General features: G+C 32.4%; 12 protein-coding genes. 2 read left to right on the forward strand and 10 right to left on the reverse strand.

All coding sequences use genetic code 11. The features are described from left to right. The 6 genes from ACYVEC_RS26890 to ACYVEC_RS26915 form a co-directional block, all read right to left on the reverse strand. The coding region (locus ACYVEC_RS26890) for an amino acid adenylation domain-containing protein (RefSeq protein WP_460509191.1) at positions 1-6,810 on the reverse strand (6,810 nt) is incomplete at its 3' end. Positions 6,811-6,841: 31 nt separating this feature from the next. Further along, positions 6,842-7,552, reverse strand: a complete 711-nt coding sequence (locus tag ACYVEC_RS26895) for a thioesterase II family protein (protein ID WP_460509194.1) — start codon at positions 7,550-7,552, stop codon at positions 6,842-6,844. 22 nt (positions 7,553-7,574) lie between these two features. Continuing rightward, a complete protein-coding gene (locus ACYVEC_RS26900) occupies positions 7,575-8,252 on the reverse strand; it encodes a DUF4097 family beta strand repeat-containing protein (protein ID WP_000371059.1) in 678 nt (225 codons plus the stop codon). 16 nt (positions 8,253-8,268) lie between these two features. Next, positions 8,269-8,967, reverse strand: coding sequence for an ABC transporter permease (locus ACYVEC_RS26905; RefSeq protein WP_063224243.1), 699 nt, complete (start codon positions 8,965-8,967; stop codon positions 8,269-8,271). After that, positions 8,960-9,691 carry an ATP-binding cassette domain-containing protein gene (locus ACYVEC_RS26910; RefSeq protein WP_063224244.1) on the reverse strand — a complete coding sequence of 244 codons (732 nt, stop codon included), beginning with the start codon at positions 9,689-9,691 and terminating at the stop codon, positions 8,960-8,962. Before ACYVEC_RS26910 ends, ACYVEC_RS26905 begins: the two co-directional genes overlap by 8 nt. Then, positions 9,684-10,340 carry a TetR/AcrR family transcriptional regulator gene (locus ACYVEC_RS26915; RefSeq protein WP_063224245.1) on the reverse strand — a complete coding sequence of 219 codons (657 nt, stop codon included), beginning with the start codon at positions 10,338-10,340 and terminating at the stop codon, positions 9,684-9,686. The genes ACYVEC_RS26910 and ACYVEC_RS26915 overlap by 8 nt, the downstream gene beginning before the upstream one ends. 172 nt (positions 10,341-10,512) lie before the next feature. On the opposite strand from ACYVEC_RS26915, the gene ACYVEC_RS26920 reads away from it, so the two are divergent. After that, positions 10,513-11,010 (forward strand): hypothetical protein, encoded by a 498-nt coding sequence (locus ACYVEC_RS26920; RefSeq protein WP_460509201.1) that lies wholly within the window; start codon positions 10,513-10,515, stop codon positions 11,008-11,010. A 177-nt stretch (positions 11,011-11,187) separates the two neighbouring features. On the opposite strand, the gene topB is transcribed toward ACYVEC_RS26920, so the two are convergent. Continuing rightward, complete coding sequence (gene topB / locus ACYVEC_RS26925) at positions 11,188-13,332, reverse strand: DNA topoisomerase III (protein WP_063224247.1); 2,145 nt, start codon at positions 13,330-13,332, stop codon at positions 11,188-11,190. Positions 13,333-13,665: 333 nt separating this feature from the next. Here topB and ACYVEC_RS26930 point away from each other — a divergent pair, with 333 nt between their 5' ends. Then, positions 13,666-14,211, forward strand: a complete 546-nt coding sequence (locus ACYVEC_RS26930; RefSeq protein ID WP_063224248.1) for a hypothetical protein — start codon at positions 13,666-13,668, stop codon at positions 14,209-14,211. A 181-nt stretch (positions 14,212-14,392) separates the two neighbouring features. Here the strand turns inward: ACYVEC_RS26930 and ACYVEC_RS26935 are convergent, their stop codons facing one another. From ACYVEC_RS26935 to ACYVEC_RS26945, 3 genes are all read right to left on the reverse strand, one after another. Beyond that, positions 14,393-16,087 carry an SH3 domain-containing protein gene (locus ACYVEC_RS26935; RefSeq protein WP_460509204.1) on the reverse strand — a complete coding sequence of 565 codons (1,695 nt, stop codon included), beginning with the start codon at positions 16,085-16,087 and terminating at the stop codon, positions 14,393-14,395. 639 nt (positions 16,088-16,726) lie between these two features. Then, on the reverse strand, positions 16,727-18,382 hold the full coding sequence (locus ACYVEC_RS26940) for a multicopper oxidase family protein (protein ID WP_460509207.1): 1,656 nt from the start codon (positions 18,380-18,382) through the stop codon (positions 16,727-16,729). A gap of 117 nt (positions 18,383-18,499) precedes the next feature. Next, positions 18,500-19,783, reverse strand: a complete 1,284-nt coding sequence (locus ACYVEC_RS26945) for an aminopeptidase P family protein (protein ID WP_063224251.1) — start codon at positions 19,781-19,783, stop codon at positions 18,500-18,502. Positions 19,784-19,828: the final 45 nt, after the last annotated feature.

Genomic DNA, 19,828 nt, shown 5'->3' on the forward strand with positions numbered 1-19,828 from the left:
AACTTTTTCTTTTTCTGTATCTGTTAATAATTCAATTTCACACAGTTTCTTTTGTGGGTCTTTCAAAGCATTTTTCAATAATTGGACAAATTGTTCATTCATACGAGCAATTGTTTTTTCTTTAAATAAGTCCGTACAATACTCCCAATTCAACTCATATCCATCTTCAATACCTTCAATGTTCATTGTTAAGTCAAACTTTGATACATTATTTGGTGTTGGCAATAAAACAACATCAGCTTCTCCAAATGTTATCTTTTCATTCTCATTATTTTGAAATGCAAACATGACATCAAAAATTGGATTTCGAGAAGGATCCCCTTCAACACTAAGTTGATCTACTAACTCTTCAAATGGATATTCTTGATTATCAAACGCATTTAAGCATTTTTCTCGTAATTGTGCCACCAAATCTATAAATCTTTGTGAAGATTGTATATTCCCTTTAATCGCCAAAGTATTTACAAACATACCCAGCATATCAATTGTATCCGAGTGAGTTCTGCCAGATATAGGACTTCCCACAACAATCTCTTCTTGTCTGCTATATCTACTTAGCAATAACATGAAGGTTGACAACAATACCATATATTCTGTTGCCCCTGTTTCTTTTTCTAGCTGTTTTATAGCATTCTTATATTTTAGTCCTAATTTAGTTATAATATTTTGTCCTTTAAAACTTTTCTTCTGAGTTCTTGGATTATCTGTAATTAAATCAAGTACCGGTATTTCTTCTGCGAATTCATTTAACCAATAATTCTTTTGTCCAAACAATTCCCTATTATTTTCCCATACACTATAGTCTTTATATTGAATTTCTGGAGTTGCTAAATATTTCCCTTCATAGAACTTCGATAAATCTCCCAATAGAGTCTTCTTTGAAACTCCATCACAAATAATATGATGAATATCAATTATTAAAATTGATTTATTTTCTGTAATCTGTACAACTTTTGCTCTTAATAATGGCGATTCACTTAAGTTAAATGGTTCTACAAATTCATTTAATAATTGCTGAATATCTAGTTCCTTATTTATCACTTCAAACTCTAACAAAAATTCAATACTGTCAGTTATTTTTTGAATTGGTGTTCCATTTTCCATAATAAAATGAGTTCTTAAAATATCATGACGTTGTATCAACTTTTGAAATGCCTTTTCCAACCTATTCAAATCAAGGTAACCATTCACTTCTAAAATTTGAGGGGTATTATAAATAATATTTTCCCCTTGCATTTGATCAATGATGTACAGCCTTTTTTGAGCTGAAGTCAGTTCAAAACTATGACGATCTACTTGCTTTTCAATTGGCGAATATAGTTTATATCCATCCACCTCTTTAATTTCTTCAGCTAAATTCCGAACAGTTTTTAATTCCATTACTTTACGTAATGGAATTCTCATTCCAAATTTTCGTTCTATACTATTCACTAAAACTGTCGCTTTTAATGAATGCCCACCTAATTCGAAGAAATCATTATCTATTCCAACTTGTTCTATATGCAAAATTTCTTTATACATTTCTATAATAGCTGATTCAATTTTATTTCTTGGCGCGACGTAATTTTCTGCTAATACAAATTCAGGGCATGGTAACGCCTTCTTATCCAGCTTCCCATTTCTAGTAATTGGAAGCTTATCTATCTGCATAATGTATGTTGGTACCATATAATCAGGTAACATACTTTTAAGTTTCATTTTAATTTCAGAAACATTCCATTCTGCTTTACACACTAAATAACCACACAAATATTTTTCATCATTATTTTCTTTTACAACTACAACAGCATCTTGGATTCCTGGTAGAGTTCTTATTTTCTCCTCAATCTCTCCAAGTTCAATTCTAAATCCTCTAATCTTAACTTGATCATCAGTTCTACCTAAATATTCAATATTACCATCCTCTAGCCAACAAGCTAAATCTCCAGTACGATAAATTTTCTCTCCTAGTTTATACGGATTTTCTACAAATTTTTCAGCAGTTAACATAGGATTATTTAAATAACCTCTCGATACACCTGCTCCCGCTATACATAATTCGCCTGGTACTCCAATTCCACATAAGGTATTTCCATTCATTATATAAACTTGTGTATTAGATATTGGCTTTCCAATTGGAACTTTTTCTATATTTGCCTGATTACTAAAATGATAAGAAGTTGCAGTAACTGTAGTTTCTGTAGGTCCATACAAATTACATAAGTTACCAAATCTTCCCCCCATCAATTCTCTTAATCTTTCCAATAAATCTTTTGATATTGGCTCTGCAGCTAAATATAATTTATTAATTAATTGAAATACCTCAGCTTTATCATGGTCCTCTATATATTCTAATATCATCCTCAACATTGATGGTGTGAGAGCTATCTGATTATGAGGTAAAAACTTTATAAGTTCCCCTGGATCCTTATTTTGATCCTCATTAAGTATGCTCAGTTTACATCCAGCTACTGAACAAGGGAAAATTTCCCAAGCTGAACCATCGAAGAAAAATGCTGTTTTCTGAACAATAACTGATTTTTCAGTGTAATTACCGTTCTCTATTTGCCAAAATACTTGATTGACAATATTTCTATTTTCAATCATTACTCCTTTAGGCATACCTGTAGTCCCAGACGTATAAATTACATACGCTAAATGATTCGGTTTTGATATCACCTTTAAGTTACTTTCTCTTTCTTCATTACATTCTGTAATATCAACAATCACAATATCAGATAAACCATTTAACAAGTCCTTACTACCAGGACCACCTAAAATTATTTTAATATTAGAATCTTTAATTATGAATTCCATTCTGTTTCTTGGACTCTTTGGATCAATTGGTAAATATGCTGCTCCAGATTTTAAAATTCCATATATTCCAATAACCATTTCCAGAGATCTTTCTGAAGTTATTCCCACAACAGAGTCTGGTTTCACCCCTGTTTTTCTCAACACCTCTCCTAAATAATTAGCTTTAGAATTAAGTTCTCTATAAGTAAGAGATATTTGTCCAAATTCTAATGCTATATTATCAGGCGTTCTCTCCACTTGCTCTTCGAATAACTCAATAATCGTTTTATCTTGAGAGTACGTAACCTCTGTATCATTAAATTCAATTAGTACTTTTTGTCTCTCTTCCTCACTCAACAACTCAAATTCACATAGTTCCTTTTGTGGATTTTTCAAAGTATTAGTCAATAATTGTGAAAAATGTTGGCTCATACGTTCAATCGTTTCATCTTTAAATAAATCCGTGCTATATTCCCAAATGAGCTCATACCCATCTTCACTTTCCGTCATACTAACTGTTAAATCAAATTTTGCCGTGTTATTATCCATTTCTATTGCTTGTGCTTTTTGTTTTCCAAATGTTAGCTCGGTAGATTCATTATTTTGCAACACAAACATAACATCAAAAATAGGGTTTCTTGATGCATCTCTTTCGACCCTTATATTCTCTACTAATTCTTCAAATGGATAATCTTGATTTTCAAGTGCTCTTAAACATTTTTCTTTGAGTTGTTGTATTAACTCAATATATTTCATATCAGGATGTAATTTTCCTTTAATAGCCAATGTATTTACGAACATCCCTAATATATCTTGAGTATCTACATGAGTCCTTCCAGCTACTGGACTACCTATTACAATTTCTTCTTGTCGACTATACCGGTTAAGTAACAACATAAAAGTAGACAATACAATCATATATTCCGTAGCACCTGTTTTTACTTGAACGCCTCTTACTAATTCTTTTATATGTTTGCTTAGTTTTGTAATAGCTCTTTTCCCAGAATAACTTTGATACTGCGGCCTCGGAAAATCAGTTTTCAAATTAAGTAAAGGTATTTCATCAGAAAACTCATTTAACCAATATTGCTTTTGCTCATTTAAATCTCTAGCATTCTCCCATACACTATAGTCCTTATACTGAATATTAAGTTCTAGTAATTTTTTTCCGTTATAAAAGTTAGCTAAATCATTTAATAATATTTGAGCTGATCCCTCATCATAAATAATATGATGGATATCAATTAATAGAATGCTTTCATTTTTTTCAGTTTCAATAACCATCGTTCTCATCAAAGGTGCCTTTTTTAAATCAAAAGGCTTGATAAACTTCTTATAAACATTTAATATTTCTGTACTTTTTTCCTCTATATGACTAAAATCGATTTCTACTCGATCTTCTACAACCTGAATAAATTTGTTATTTATCTGCTCAAAATGCGTTCTTAATAATTCGTGCCGTTCTGTAAGTTTAGTTAACGCATTATATAGCTGCTTAGTATTAATCTTCTCATCAAATTTAATCATTAGTGGAATATTATATGTAATATTCGGTTCTTGCATCTGATCAATTACATACAACCTTTTTTGCGCCGAACTCATTTCATAGTAATTTTTTTCAGGTTGTTTTTTAATCGGTACATGCTGTTCTCGATTTGCATCCCTCTTTACTTCTTCGCTTAGCTTTCGCACAGTACTATTTTCTAAAATTTTTCGTAGAGGAATCCGTGTCCCATACTTTTGTTCAAGCATGTTCACAAGTCTTATCGCTCTTAGAGAATGCCCTCCCAGTTCAAAGAAACTGTCATCAATTCCCACTCGATTTACCCTTAAGATTTCTTGAAATATCCCTGAAATATATCGTTCCGTTTCATCTCTTGGTGCAACATATTTCTCATAAGAAATATGTTTGGGATTTGGTAGGACATTCTTATCCAATTTCCCATTTCTTGTTACCGGCAAACTTTCCATTTGGATAATATATGTTGGAATCATATATTCTGGTAATTTTTTTTCTAATTGAACTTTTACTTTCTTCACATTCATCTTTCTGTCAGCAACTATATAACCACATAAATATTTTTCGCCATCTAGTTCTTTCAGTACAACTGCAGCATTTTGAATACCTTCAATTTCTCTTATTTTTGTTTTTATTTCCCCAAGCTCTATTCGGTATCCCCTTACTTTTACTTGATCATCAATTCTACCTAAGTATTCAATATCTCCACTTTCTAACCAACGACCTAAGTCACCTGTTCTATATACTGTATCTCCAGGTTTAAACGGATTCTCTACAAATTTTTCCGCTGTAAGCTGAGGTTTATTTAAATAACCTCTCGTTACTCCTTCACCACCAATATATATTTCACCAACCATCCCAACACCACAAAGGTGTTCGTTATTCATAATATATATTTGGGTGTTTGCGATAGGCTTTCCTATATGAATTCCTTTTTGTTTCTCATTTATCGGAACCATATGTGAAGTAGCAAATACTGTCGTTTCAGTTGGACCGTATGAATTTACAAGATTTGCGCCAACACAATAGTTTTCATTATATTTATTTGCTAGTTCTATAGGAAGCGCCTCACCTGATAACTGTATTCTTTTTAGTGAAGTCAATTTATTCACATCTGTATAAAAAAGGAATTCCTCTAATACTGATGGTACAAAGGATAATCTCGTAACATTATGCTTCTTGATTTTCTCTGCAATTTTTTGAAAATCTCTCTCATCCTCTTTAGGCAAAAGAAATAATTTTGCACCTCTTATACACCATAAGAACATTTCCCAAATCGATAAATCAAATGCATATGTTGTTTTTTGCATAATCACTTCTGTTTCTTTAAAGTCATCTTTAAGCATCCAATAAATTAAATTCATTAAATTCCTGTTTTCGACCATAACCCCTTTAGGATTCCCAGTAGTACCTGATGTATATATGACGTAAGCCAAATGATTTTGTTTTGATATATGTTCTAGATTCGTTGCTATCTCTTCCTTACAACCAATTAAGTCGATAATAGCTACATTGTTAATAATATTATTAATTACATTGTCAGCACCATGCCCTGATAACAAAATATCTGTACCACTATCTTCAAGAATATAATTTATCCTATCAATTGGTTGAGAAGGATCTATAGGTAAATAAGCACCTCCAGCTTTTAAGACTGCAAAAATCCCCAAGATCATTTCAATCGATCTATCTGTTATTATAGCTACAATCTTATCAGGTCCTACCCCCTTCTCTCTCAGTAACTTACCTAAATAGTTAGTTCTAGCGTTGAACTGTTGATAAGTTAGTTCTTGTCCTGCAAATTCTATAGCGATAGCATTAGGGGTTTTATTTACTTGCTCCTCAAACAATTCAATGATTGTTTTATTGTTTGGATATTCAGAATACGTTTCATTATATTTTATTAAAACTTGTTGTTTTTCTAATTCATGTAATATTTCTATATCTTTTAGTAAGATTGCTTGCCTTGACATAACTTGTTTACATATCATTTCTATTCTATTATGTAAAAGCTTTAGCATCATACTACTAATAGAATCTGTATCAAAATTATAAACTATCTTCAGTTTACCCTCTGTTTGCTGCAAACCAATTTCTAATTGAAAGTCCCCTTTGTTGACTGAATTTCTGTTTTTTTCCAACTGGTATAAAACTACACCTGAAAAATCATTATATCCAAAATTCCCAAAATTCAATTCAGTTAATTTTGTAGAAGATTTATCCTTTTTGCTATTAATTAAATCTATAATTGTTTGCTCCATATTTATCTCATAACTTTTATAATTAAATGAATTCTCAATATCAAAGTTACCTATGGTTACAATATCGTTCCCCATCGACTTACCAGTTTGAAAAGCCCATAATGCAGAAAAAAATTGTAGTAGTTTAACATTATTTTTATCACAAAAATTTACAATTGATTGATACACATGTTCATCAAATAAAAAAGTTTCTATTGCCTTCTCCCTAAAATTACCATCTTTTTGAAATTTGACATCCGCATTATTTTTCAGCATATTCTCCCACCTAAAATTAAATAATATTTGTTTATAAGTACTTAAGTTCCATTAATAACGTATCATTTATTTCTTTTGCCAATTCTTTTATATGAGTATTAATAAAGAAATGATTCCCCTTCATTTTTTTATAATTACAAAATCTTTCAGTATACTTTGTCCATTTAAAAATATTATCATCTACATTATCTTCCTCAGAATAAATAATTGATATGTTAGACAAACATTTTTCTTCTTTTTTAGTGTATTTATATTCTTTATATAGTTTAAAATCAACTTCAAAATTTTTCACACACAAATCTAATAGTTCTTTATCTTCTAACAAAAAATCATAACCATCTAGACTTCTTATATTTTCAACTACTCTATCAGATGACATATTAGATACTTTTAAATTATTATCTTTTTCTTCCGGAGGACCATTTGCTACAAAATAAAGATGAAGTGGCTTTCTCCCTGTACGCTTAAGTATTTCATAGTAAACTTCAAAAGCTACTAAACTTCCCATACTATAACCTAAAATAGAAAACTGATCATCATCCAAATAATCAATTATCTTACTTGCTATATCGTCTACCATATTTTTGAAACTCGCATAATAATTTTCTGAAATACGTTCTCCATGCCCTGAATATTCAATTGGGATTACATCTACTATTTTATGCATATATCCTTTTAGTTGATAATACATAGATGCTGATCCACCTGCATATGGCAGACAAAACAACTTAATTTTTTCCATACTCTCCCCCCTTTTTTCTTTGTTAATTTACAACTCTTATCTCTCCTAAATTTGCTTTTAAATTGAATTGATAAAGTTGCTCTCCTGATAATCTAGCCTTTACTGCACACTTTCTAATCCCACTTTTATTTATTTGTACATTTGCCCTGGGTGGAATCTTAATATAAGCCCCTGCTGCACCAGGTGAACAATTCAAATCCCCACCTACTTCAGCCATCTCTAGTTTAATTTTCCCTGAAATAGACTGTACATTAGTATGTCGAATTTTTCTTAATAATTGAATATCTGCCGGACGACTGCCAACCTTTAAATCTAAAGAATCACATAAGACATCTTTTACATTCAACTTTGCAGCCTTCGTTTTAGCTTCTATTTTTTCACCTCGCAGTCCCTCAAGGGTCAGTTCACCAATATCTTGATTAATAACTAGATAATCGATCATATCCTCTGGAATACCTATGTCTAAATAAACCGATTTAGGAAATCCAACCATAAGAATTGGAGTAAAGCGAACTTTTTGTTTTAAAATTAAACAATTCGATAGTTGATTTATTTCCATTCCCTTACAATGCCGTCCTAACGATCCATTTATAACTAATTTTGTTCCTTTTATTGCATGACAAAAAATAATTCCTCCTTTAATATGAATCTCTATTTTACGTCTCCCATTCAATTCAACTATTTCCTGGTAATTATCCATTAGTTTCCCTCCTCAATTAATCTATTTCCATCCGATTTACTCTCTGCATCAATTCAAGAGCAACTAAGATTCCAATAGCAGCAATTATTACTAATATAATGACACCTAACATAGGCTTATCATAGCCAGATGCCACAGTATTCCCTAAAAGTGCAATTAATCCGAAAGCAGAAATAATTGTAATTGGAACTGATTTTTTAATAAAACCTATTCTCATAGCAATAAGGGCTACCATACTTGTTATAAAAGCAGTAATTACAATCATTAACAATGTAGAAAAAATATCTTGCTGTGAAAGAGTGTCTGGAACAATAGGAGAAATTTTTTCTGTTAAACTAAAAATAATGATAGGTATAGCAGTGCAAATAATCATAGACACCGTAGTAAAACCAAGTACAATAAGTAACTTTGCAAATAAAACTTTCTTTCGATTAATAGGATAAGAAAATAACAATGTCATTTGTTTACCTTTATATTCTTCAATAATAAAGCGAGTATACATTACAGATGATATACATGAAAAAACAATCATCCCCATTAAAGTAGTAAATTTATAGATATTAGTATAGTTCTGAAATTGAACTTCATTCGTTTGTTGTGCAACAAATGCAACAAAATAGATAAAAGCAAGTAAACCAATACTAGAAATAACACTCGCCAAAATAAACGTATTTATTTTATTTTTTCTAATTTCAAGTTGTATTATATTAAACACATACTTTTCCTCCCGACATAATTTTAAAGAAATATTCTTCTAATCCTTTCGGAGATTTTGTCTTTACTTCTTCTAAAAGTGCTTCTTCTACAACCACTCCATTTACAATGACTCCAATTGAATCTACAATATGTTCAAGTTCACTAAGAATATGGCTTGAAATAAGAATGGTCATCCCGTAATTTTTAGATAAATTTTTAAATAACACCCTCATTTCTTGAATTCCAAGTGGATCTAGTCCATTTACTGGCTCATCCAAAATTAAAAGCTTAGGTTTATGAATGAACGAACGTGCTATTGCTAATCTTTGTCGCATTCCTAATGAAAATTTAGAAACTGGTTGGTCACCCGTTTGAGTAAGGCCTACCATTTCTAAGACTTCAGAAACTCCAAATCCTTCCACATTCATATATGCTAAATGAAATTTTAAATTCTCAGTTGCTGATAAATGCTCATAAAATACTGGGACTTCAATTAAAGTTCCTATATTTTTTAATATCAACTCGCGATTTTCCGTTATATCCATTCCAAAAATTTCAACCTTCCCAGATGTAGGAACCAATAATCCTGATAAAATTTTAAACACTGTTGTTTTCCCTGCACCATTGGCACCTAAGAATCCATATATGGTATTGGCTTTCACCGTCATTGCGCTGCCTTTAATCACCTCTGAACCAGCAAATGTTTTTACCAATTTATCTATTTTTACCGCAAAACTATTCATCTATATCACCATCTTCTACATTCGGATAATTCTCCATAAGTGATTCTATTAATTTGTCACTCACAATATCAACACCTAGTTGCCTCATCATATATTGCATAAAAATCAGCCGCCTAATTGTTTCTGTTTTTTTACGATTAAATAGAACTGGATTCGTCCAAATATTTATCAAAAACATAAAAACTTCTGCACATTCATTAGGATATTCAGTTTCAATTGATCCATCAGCTATCCCTTGTTCTATAATTTCTTTAAAAATTAACGCTTCATTTGTTACACCTTTTTTTATTCTTTGAATAACAAACTGTGGATTTTTAATTTGGACATTTAGAACACTATCAATCGTATGAATATTCTTGTCTGATATAAGTATCTCTAAGATTTTTATCAGCTTATCCCTACTATTTACTGAATCAACGCTGTTAGCTAATTGCTCCAACATCTCGTAAGTATAATTTAAATGTCGTTCTATGACTGCATCTAATATATCTTCTTTCGACTTAAAATGATGAAAAATAGCACCACGTGACATTCCAATAGAATCAACAATATCTTGTATACTCGTTTTATCAAATCCCTTCTCACTAAACAGCGTTGCTGACACCGTTAATATTTTTTCAATTGTTTGCTTTGAATCTTTAATTTTCATTTACACACCTCTTCTAATCTAAACATACAGGACGTCGGTATGTTTAGATTAGCATTACAATATTTGGATGTCAATAACTTAAGATATGAAACTTTTTAATTTTTTGAAAATATTTTCTTCTTCACTTGAATCAATTTCATAATGATTTCTTTTCCTCAGTTGGATGAGCAGAATGTTAAATGATATCATGGATTCATTGGGCCAAAAGTTTAAGGAACTTTACATCAACAATATAGGACTTTATTCAAGTTTATACGATAATACCTACAAGGAACTAATAGGGACAGTTGAATTAGAAGGAATAAACAACTTTGATTGGGTTTTGGGGGATTGGCAGACGCTTTTACAAGCTTATAGGCTTCTTTCGGTTTCCGGTTTTACACAATCCAATCAAGCTTGGTCCTTGAATTCATTAATTGTAATAGGCATTAACAACGGAGATCCAAATAATCTTAAACAATTCAATTTTTTAACATGTATAAATCCTTCAGACGATTTAATCAAGTATATAAGCAATCCAGCATTGATAAATGTTATTAAGCCACCAGCAGAACCGGTATTGCTATTTAAACCTTGGATTTTCTATTTCCCAAAAAATCATGACAAATTTTTAAGTATCTTCGGTGTACGTACAGGGCACGAGGAAAACTTAAGTCTTTATAGAATATAATCAAGAATAAGGAATTTTCGAAATGTCACATTAAAGTCCTTCCTTTTTAATATTAGTACACAAAATTTTGTAATTATAAAATAAAAAAGCATGACATAAAATTGTCATGCTTTTTCTTCTCTATCCATATTTCCCCAAACCTTACCTGTTACAAAAGCTTTTATTTGTTGAAATCATTTAATTCTCAAACACAAAATTAATCTTATTTTCTTTCCACTCTAACATCGCATCAAACGTTTTCTCACCTTTTTTAAAACCTTTAATTAAATCGGTCTTTTCACCTTTTAAGAGCTTTGTCATATTCTTTTGCGAAATTGTTTTACTTAATATCTTCTTCGAGATGGTGAAATCACATTGTGTCGTGTTGTAATTAGAACAACCATAAAACGTTGATTTATCAATTACATCACCATCACATTTTTTACAGCTACCAACCTTTTTACCCGTTGTAAATTTCGATCCTTTTCGCTCAATCGATTCAACATGTAATCCGGTGAAATCCCACTTCTCAGACATTTCAACCGCATCTTCAATAATTTTAGCTGATAACTTTTTCGTCTGTTCCATAAATGTAGCTGGTGAAGCCGTGCCTTCACCAATTTCCGCAAGGCGCTGCTCCCATTTTGCGGTCATTTCTGGTGAAGCTAGTATTTTGTCACCGATTGCGGTAATTAATACTTTTCCTTTATCAGTCGCATACACTTGGTTTTTCGTCACATCTATATATTTACGGTCTTTTAGCATCGTAATAATACCTGCACGAGTTGCTTCTGTACCTAAACCTTCTGTTTTCTTTAATACTTTCTCCAGCTCTTCATTCTCTAAATACTTACCAGCTGTTTTCATTAACGTAATAAGTTGTCCTTCTGTATAACGCTTCGGTGGTTGTGTTTTTCCTTCTTTCACTTTCACCTTTACAACTTTTCCTTCTTCACCTTCAGCTACAATTGGAAGAATGGTTTCGTCATCTTTATCGTCTTGGAAAATAACTTTACGCCATCCTTCTTGAATTTGCTGTTTTCCTTTTGAAATAAATTCAGCACGTTCATCTACAAGCGTTACAATCGTTGTATAGTCAAAGATTGCAACTTCATAATGAGCTGCAATAAGCCTTCTTACAATCATATCGTATATTTTCTTTTCATCACCTGATAATCTACTTGGATTTGTAACTTGCTCTGTCGGAATAATTGCGTAGTGATCTGTTACTTTCTTTTCATTCACATAACGCTTATTATTCATAATCGATTCAACTGGAGCCGGTAATAAACCTTTATATTCATCAAACTGACTTAACTTCTGTAAGATATCAGGGAATGTTGCCGCTTCACCTTGTGTAACATAGTTGGAATCTGAACGAGGATAAGAGACAATCCCTTTTTGATATAGTGCTTGCGTTATATCAAGCGTCTTTTTCGGTGAAAATTTAAATGCTTTATTTGCCGTTGCTTGTAGTGATGATAAGTTAAATAAAAGCGGAGGCTGAAACTCTTTACGCTCCGTTTTCATTTCCTTTACTACCGCCGGTTTTCCTTGGCAAAATGCCGCAATTTTATTCGCCATATCAGGGTCTTTTAAGCGGGATTCACTATCCTTCTCCCATTTCCCCTCATACTTCTTTCCTTCTATATCAAAGGTTGCGAATACTTCCCAAAACGGCTCTGACTTAAAGTTTTCAATTTCCTTTTCGCGCTTTACGATTAATGCGAGTGTCGGTGTTTGTACACGACCAGCGGAAAACACATCGTTCATTCCTTTTTTCTTTAGCAAAATACTAAAGACACGTGATGCATTCATACCAACGACCCAGTCCGCACATGACCTTGTATACGCCTCATAGTACGTATTAATTGTATCTGATTCATCAAGCAAGTTTTTAAATCCTTGGTAAATAGCTTGCTTCGTTAAAGATGAAATCCAAAGACGTTTCATCGGTTTTTGCACGTTACAAAGGTTAATAATATTTCGTACAATCAGTTCCCCTTCACGCCCAGCATCGCCCGCGTGAATAATTTCTGTTACCCCCGGATTATGTAACAGCTGTTTCACAACGTTAAATTGCTTATACTTTGACTTTGTTACTTCAAATTGAAAACGTTCAGGAATCATCGGTAACGTATTAAGTGACCATTTTTTCCACTCTGCATGATAATGCTCTGGATTACATAACTGCGTCAAATGACCAATTGCCCATGTACAGTACGCTCCATTTGGAAATAACTCATTCGCTTCTACTTCTAAATATCCATCTTTCCGGCGATATTTAAACTGTGAAACAAGAGCCAAACCTTGATCTGGTTTCTCGGCAATAATTAATTTCATTTTATAACTCCCTATCCGTATTCCAGTGTTACTTTCATTGTCTATCTGTTTAGAAGCGATGATAAAAGAACAATCTTATTTATCATTCGCGGGTTACTCCCAGTAATGGGATAACTATAATATTATACGCTTATTCTTTATTGCTTCACAATAGAAACTCATTATATAACACTTTCTTTCACATGCTCACAAATAAAAAAAGACGCAAAAAAATCAAACGTCTCTTTGCTTATATTCATGAAATTGTGCAGATAATATGCAGATATAAATAAGCATAAGTACTCTCCATATGAACATATGATGAAATGAATGATAGGACAGGGAGGTATCATAATGTTCGCTTACACATTAACCGCCTTAACACTTTGTTGTATCTCGATTCTTATTACATCATATATGTCTAAACGTAACGGTACCCTAATGGAGTATATGGTATTTATTATGTCTTTCAGTATGAGTACGGGTTTAAGTATCGGTTTTTATTTAGGTATTCTCTTTAAAGGAGAATTATTATATTCTACTTTGCTTGCGATTTTGATTAGTGGTTGTATCGGTTTTTTAGTCGGTCTACGTTTTCACCTATTTACTGCTTTAGAAGGAATGTTCTCTGGATTAATGGCAAGTATGATGGGAGCAATGATTACAGAAATGTTAAACGCTCAACAAGCTCATAGTATACTGTTTATTAGTCTTTTACTTACGATAACAATAACTATGTCATGTATGATTCAATTTTTATCAGAAAGTTTTTCTGCTGTTATTCAGCGACGTTTTCCATTATTACTCTCAATTGGTGTAGTAATTATCCTGACTATATTCGTAACGTTCCCAGAGCATATCCCGCCAACCTCTTCCACAGAAGAACAACATAAACATTAGCAACTATAATCGATCCCCTCTACTATTTCATCATAGTAGAGGGGATCGATTTCATTATTTTTATTTCTTAACAGATGAAGATAAAAAACACTTTGAATCGTTAGGCCAAAACTTCTAAATCTATGAAATTCTCTTTGCTTGAGAAGATATACAATTCCATGTTGAAATAATAAATTTTCAATTAACCAATATATATTTTTGGATCCATAGCATTGCTCTTCTGTGCATTCCATTCACCTTTATGGATTTCAAAATGTAAGTGCTGTCCTTCAGATTGTCCTGTATTCCCCATTATGCCAAGTTGTTGTCCTTGCTTTACTTTTTGACCAGCAGTAACAGAACGACTCTTTAAATGAGCATATACAGTCGTATAGGTTTGTCCGTTAATATTGTGAGAAATAAACACCACATTACCATAGCTTGTAGAATAATAAGAGCGAGTGACTACACCTTCTGCGGCGGCAACAACCGGCACTATTCCTGAAGCAGCAATATCTAATCCGTGATGCATTTGCCCACCACGTTTCTCAAATCTAGAAGTATATCTTCCTACAGCTGGTTGAATAAAGTCATTTGTTGTATTTACCTCTTGGGATTGTCGCTGCTCCTCTGCATCAGTCTCACTTGTTTTTGATAGAAATTTACTTGATACATAACCGTTTTTACCGTTGTAATTAATTTTTCCCCATCCATTTTCTTCAAATAGAACCTGCACTTTTATTCCTTTTGATAATGCACCGATTACACCATGATTTGTACTAGCGCCGCTCCTTACATTTAACACGCTTACGTTAACATAGTAGTCACCAACTGTTGCTCCAGTAGATGGATTACTGGTTTCAGGTTTTGATGGTGTACCTCCTTTAACGAATTTTACAAATTCACTACTTACATAACCAGTTCTTCCATTATGATTAATTTTCAACCAGCCATTTTCAACGCCAGTTACTTGCAATATTCGTCCGTTTAATACACCACCAATTACACTATGGTAAGTAGCAGGGCCGGTACGCACACGTAAAGAAGTAGCGTCTACAATGTATGTACCGTCAGTTTGAACCGTAACATTCTTTTGTTGTTCATTTGTTTGGTCTACATTTGCATTAGAGCCACTCTTTGAAATGTAATCTTTACTAATATAAGCCGTTTTTCCACTATAGTTAATTTTGACCCAATCTTGAATTTCACCAGTTACTTGAACAACTTGTCCTTTATGTATAGAGCCTAAAATCGTATGGGAAGTACTTGGACCTGTACGAACGCGGAGGGAGGATACGTTAACTTTGTAATCCCCACTCGCTACTTGAAATTTCCCATTGTTATTGTCGCTTCCATTTGAGCTACCGTCTATTACAAATTGACTGCTTACATAACCTACTTTTCCATTATGATTAATTTTTAACCAACCGTTTTCTTCTCCAATAACTTGTAAAACTTTCCCTTCATACACGCGCCCCATTATTGCACTAGACGTATTTGGCTGTGTGCGAACACGTAATACATTAGCAGTTACAGTTTTACTACGACTCATGCTTACATTCGTCTTCGCTGATACACTATTTTCCGAAACAAATTCACTACTTACATAGCCAGTTTTTCCTTTATGATTAATTTTCAGCCAACTGTTTTCTTCTCCAATAACTTGTAAAACTTCTCCTTCATACACGCATCCCATTATTACACTAGACGTATTTGGTTGTGTGCGGACACGTAGAGCATTTGTATTTACTGTTACTTGATTTTCATATTTTACTACATCAGTAGATTGCTCATGCTTCATGCCTTTTTGTATAACAGTATTTTTCGCTTGAGCAGTACTAATAAATACACTTCCTGTAACAGAAGCTACTGCTACACTAGCTAAAATCTTTTTCATAAGTATAAAACACCTTCCTATAAACACATTCAAGTATCATTATGTTTTTATATTAACTTCCATTTCTTTTCTTTTTAACTATTCAGCAAAAGTATCCTTTTATTATCCATATTGAATTTTTATTTATTTTCCACCATCTATATCTAGTAATAAAGAAAAGTTAAATTCATCACACTCTGAAAACCCTCTCATTCTTTCGATCAAACACTACATGTTGTAGTTTAAATTCCAAAAAAAATATCGCCAAATAATCACCTATAATTAATACTACAAAAACAAAAAAATCATAATTTAAGCCTTCTTCATTTAACTTATACTTTTGCTTAAATATTCCCTTTCTCCTTTCACACTACGAATTGTAGTACAAAATAAAAGAAAGGTCAAATATAGGTATTCAGCCTTTTAGAACTACAATATAATACATTAAATTCAGCCACTTCTAATCAAAAAACACTTTGTTTTTTAATTCTTAAATAACAAAAAACATTCTCACCTTGTAAACTCTTTCTACAGGATAACCCCCTCATATTATCTAAACTTTTATAAAAATAATATTTCCAATTCACAACATGACATATAAAAGCAGCCACCTATTGCGATAACTGCTTTACATCATTAATAAACTACATGATTTTCACATTATTCTGGTTTATTAGGAATATTAGGGTTTGGAACATAATCAGATTTATAATCTGTATATTTCACTTCCGTTACCATCCCTGCTGAAGCATGATGTAGGTCGTGACAGTGGAACATCCACTCACCCGGATTGTCTGCTACAAAGGCGACTTCATATTCTTCACCTGGTTTTAAGTTCAAAGTATCTTTTACAATTGGAGAACCTTCTATCGGTTTTCCATCTTTACTCAACACCTGAAAGAAGTGACCATGTAAATGCATCGGGTGATCATCCATTTTAGAGCGATTTACTAATTTCACTTTTACTAAGTCACCTTTTTTCACTGGAATTGGATCAATATTCGGAAATACTTTTCCGTTAATTGTATATATCATTTCATTTCCATTCATTTGCGTATTCAAGTCCATATTATATGAGGCAGTATACTGCTGCTCTAGTGTGAAACTACCTAATTTTTTCTCGCCATATTTCGTCATATCTAATTTTGGTAGTTTTTCTTTTTCATTTTCTGTGTCTTTCATCTCTTTACTATCTTCATATTCAATAATGGTTTTCATTCCTTTTGCACCTTTATCTACCGAATGATCTTCAACATACCATTTCCCAGGATTGTTAGCAGTAAATTCAACATCATAACGTTCACCCGGTGCAATTGAAATTACTTTGTCTTTTATAACTTTTGAATCATTAATTGGTTGGCCATCTGTTGCAATTACTTTTATATCATGACCGTGAACATGTATATCATGCGATAGATAGCCAGCATTAACGAGTCGAAGACGAACTTTATCTCCCTTATTCACTTTCAATGGCTCTACTAAATCACCACTTTTTCCGTTAATTGTGAATAAATCATACATACTCATTTCATGACCTTCCATCTTCATCTTTCCATGGTCCATGCCTGCCATATTGCCAGAGTCTTTTTTGTTCCCGTCCATGTCCATACCGGAATGATCCCTGCTGTTCTTATCATCATTCTTTTTCGCATTTTCATTATCCTTACTAGATTTATTACCGTCTACTTTTTCTGTTTTTCCTTTTGACATTTCTTTTAACTGTTTATTTATCTCTTCTTTATCTGTTATCCATTCATCTAACATTAATGTGTAATCTTTATCATACTTTTCATTTGTATCTTCTACAACGAAAGCACCATATAATCCTCTATCTAATTGATTTACAGAATCTTGATGTGAGTGATACCAGTACGTTCCTGGTACGTTCGCTTCAAATTCATAGGTGAAACTTTTTCCAGGTTCAACCGCATCTTGCGTCACACCTGGAATTCCATCCATGTTATTTGGAACAGGATACCCATGCCAATGAACAGATACCGGTGCAGATAGTTCATTTTTTAATGTCACTTTCACCTTTTCACCTTTTTTCACCCGAATTTCCGGACCAGGAGATGAGCCATTAAATGTCCAGACTGGAACAATAACACCGTTACTTAATTTTTGCTTTTCTTCTTTCGCTATTAAAGTAACTTCTGGTCCTTTTTCAACTTTCAATGGTTTTATAGCCGTTTCAGTCTGTGGTGTTTTTTTATCATTCATATTTTTATGATCGTTTGTTGTATTTGTGGTCGCAGAACATGCAGCAATTAAAGATATGACAGAGACTGTAACTGCTGTTAACAAAAATCTCTTCATGGAAACCCCTCCTTTTTCTTTTTCAAAATCATTATAAAAAATGATTTTCAAGAAAATATGGAGATATGCAATGAGCTAAATAAAAAGACGCCCAAAATTGAGCGCCTCTTCTAATTATTATTTCGTAACAACTTCATCTTCTTTTACATTTACATTATTTTCACTCATAAACTCTTCAATTTCTTCCACTTCTCTAATGATATCTTTTGATAAGTTTTCGTATCCGTCTTTCGTTACAAGAATATCATCTTCAATACGAATTCCAATCGATTCTTCTTCAATATAAAGACCAGGTTCAATTGTAATAACCATGCCTTCTTCTAATACTCTATCTTTGTATGTCCCTACATCATGCGTATCTAAACCAAGGAAATGGCTGACACCATGATAATAATATTTAGACAGTTCCTCATCTTCTTGTATTAAACCAACTGCTTTACACCCTTCTGCGAGTACTTTTTTAGCATGCGCATTTAATGCAGCGAACTTTAAGCCTGGCTTAATAATCTCTGTTGTTTCTTTCAATGCTTTTAATACGATATTATAAATTTGTTTTTGGCGACTAGAGAATGTTCCATTTGCCGGGAATGTATAACTAATATCAGCGTTATAGTAATCTTTTTGAGCGCCTAAATCTAGCAGTACTAAATCACCATTTTGAATTTGTGCATCATTATCTTCATAATGAAGAACTGTAGCATTTTTCCCACTTGCCAAAATTGTATTGAACGCATGATGCTTAATGCCAGATGATTTTAGTGTGAAATCAAACTGAGCTTCTAATTCATATTCCATCATGTCTGCTTTTACATGCTTTAACACATTGTAAATACCGTCTTTCGTTACAGCAATTGCTTCTTTAATAATTTCAATTTCTTCATCTGTTTTAAATACTCGCAATTCACAAATGTTCGGATATACATTACCAATTGTTACGTGTGGATATTGTTCTCTTACATGTTTAGCAAACGCTAGCGTTTTTGTCTCTGTACCATTCCACTCACGACGTTCTAAATCTAAATATAGATGTTTCACATTTTCTGTAAAAAGTATATTTGACATTGTTTTTTCAAAGCTATCTAAATATACAACTTTTTTTATACCTGAAATTTTCTCTGCTTCTTCGTTAGAAACTGTTTTACCAACCCATTTTTCCATTACTGGATCTGACTTTTCAATGAAAAGTATTTCTTCTACACTATTTCCAAACTTTTTCAACATGAAAATAACATTTGGTTCATCGATTCCTGTTACATAGTAAAAATTTCGATTCGGCACAAATTTATAATGTGCATCCGCTGACATATGAGGTGCTTGTCCAGCAAATAAAATAGTAATAGATTCATCTGGTAATGTGTTTACTAATCGTTCTCTATTTTGAGCAAAGAATGTTGATTTCATTATAATCCCCCTAGCGTTCTATGTATGCTTGTAAATCTAATTATC

The sequence above is a fragment of the Bacillus sp. MN7755 genome, from assembly GCF_054771475.1.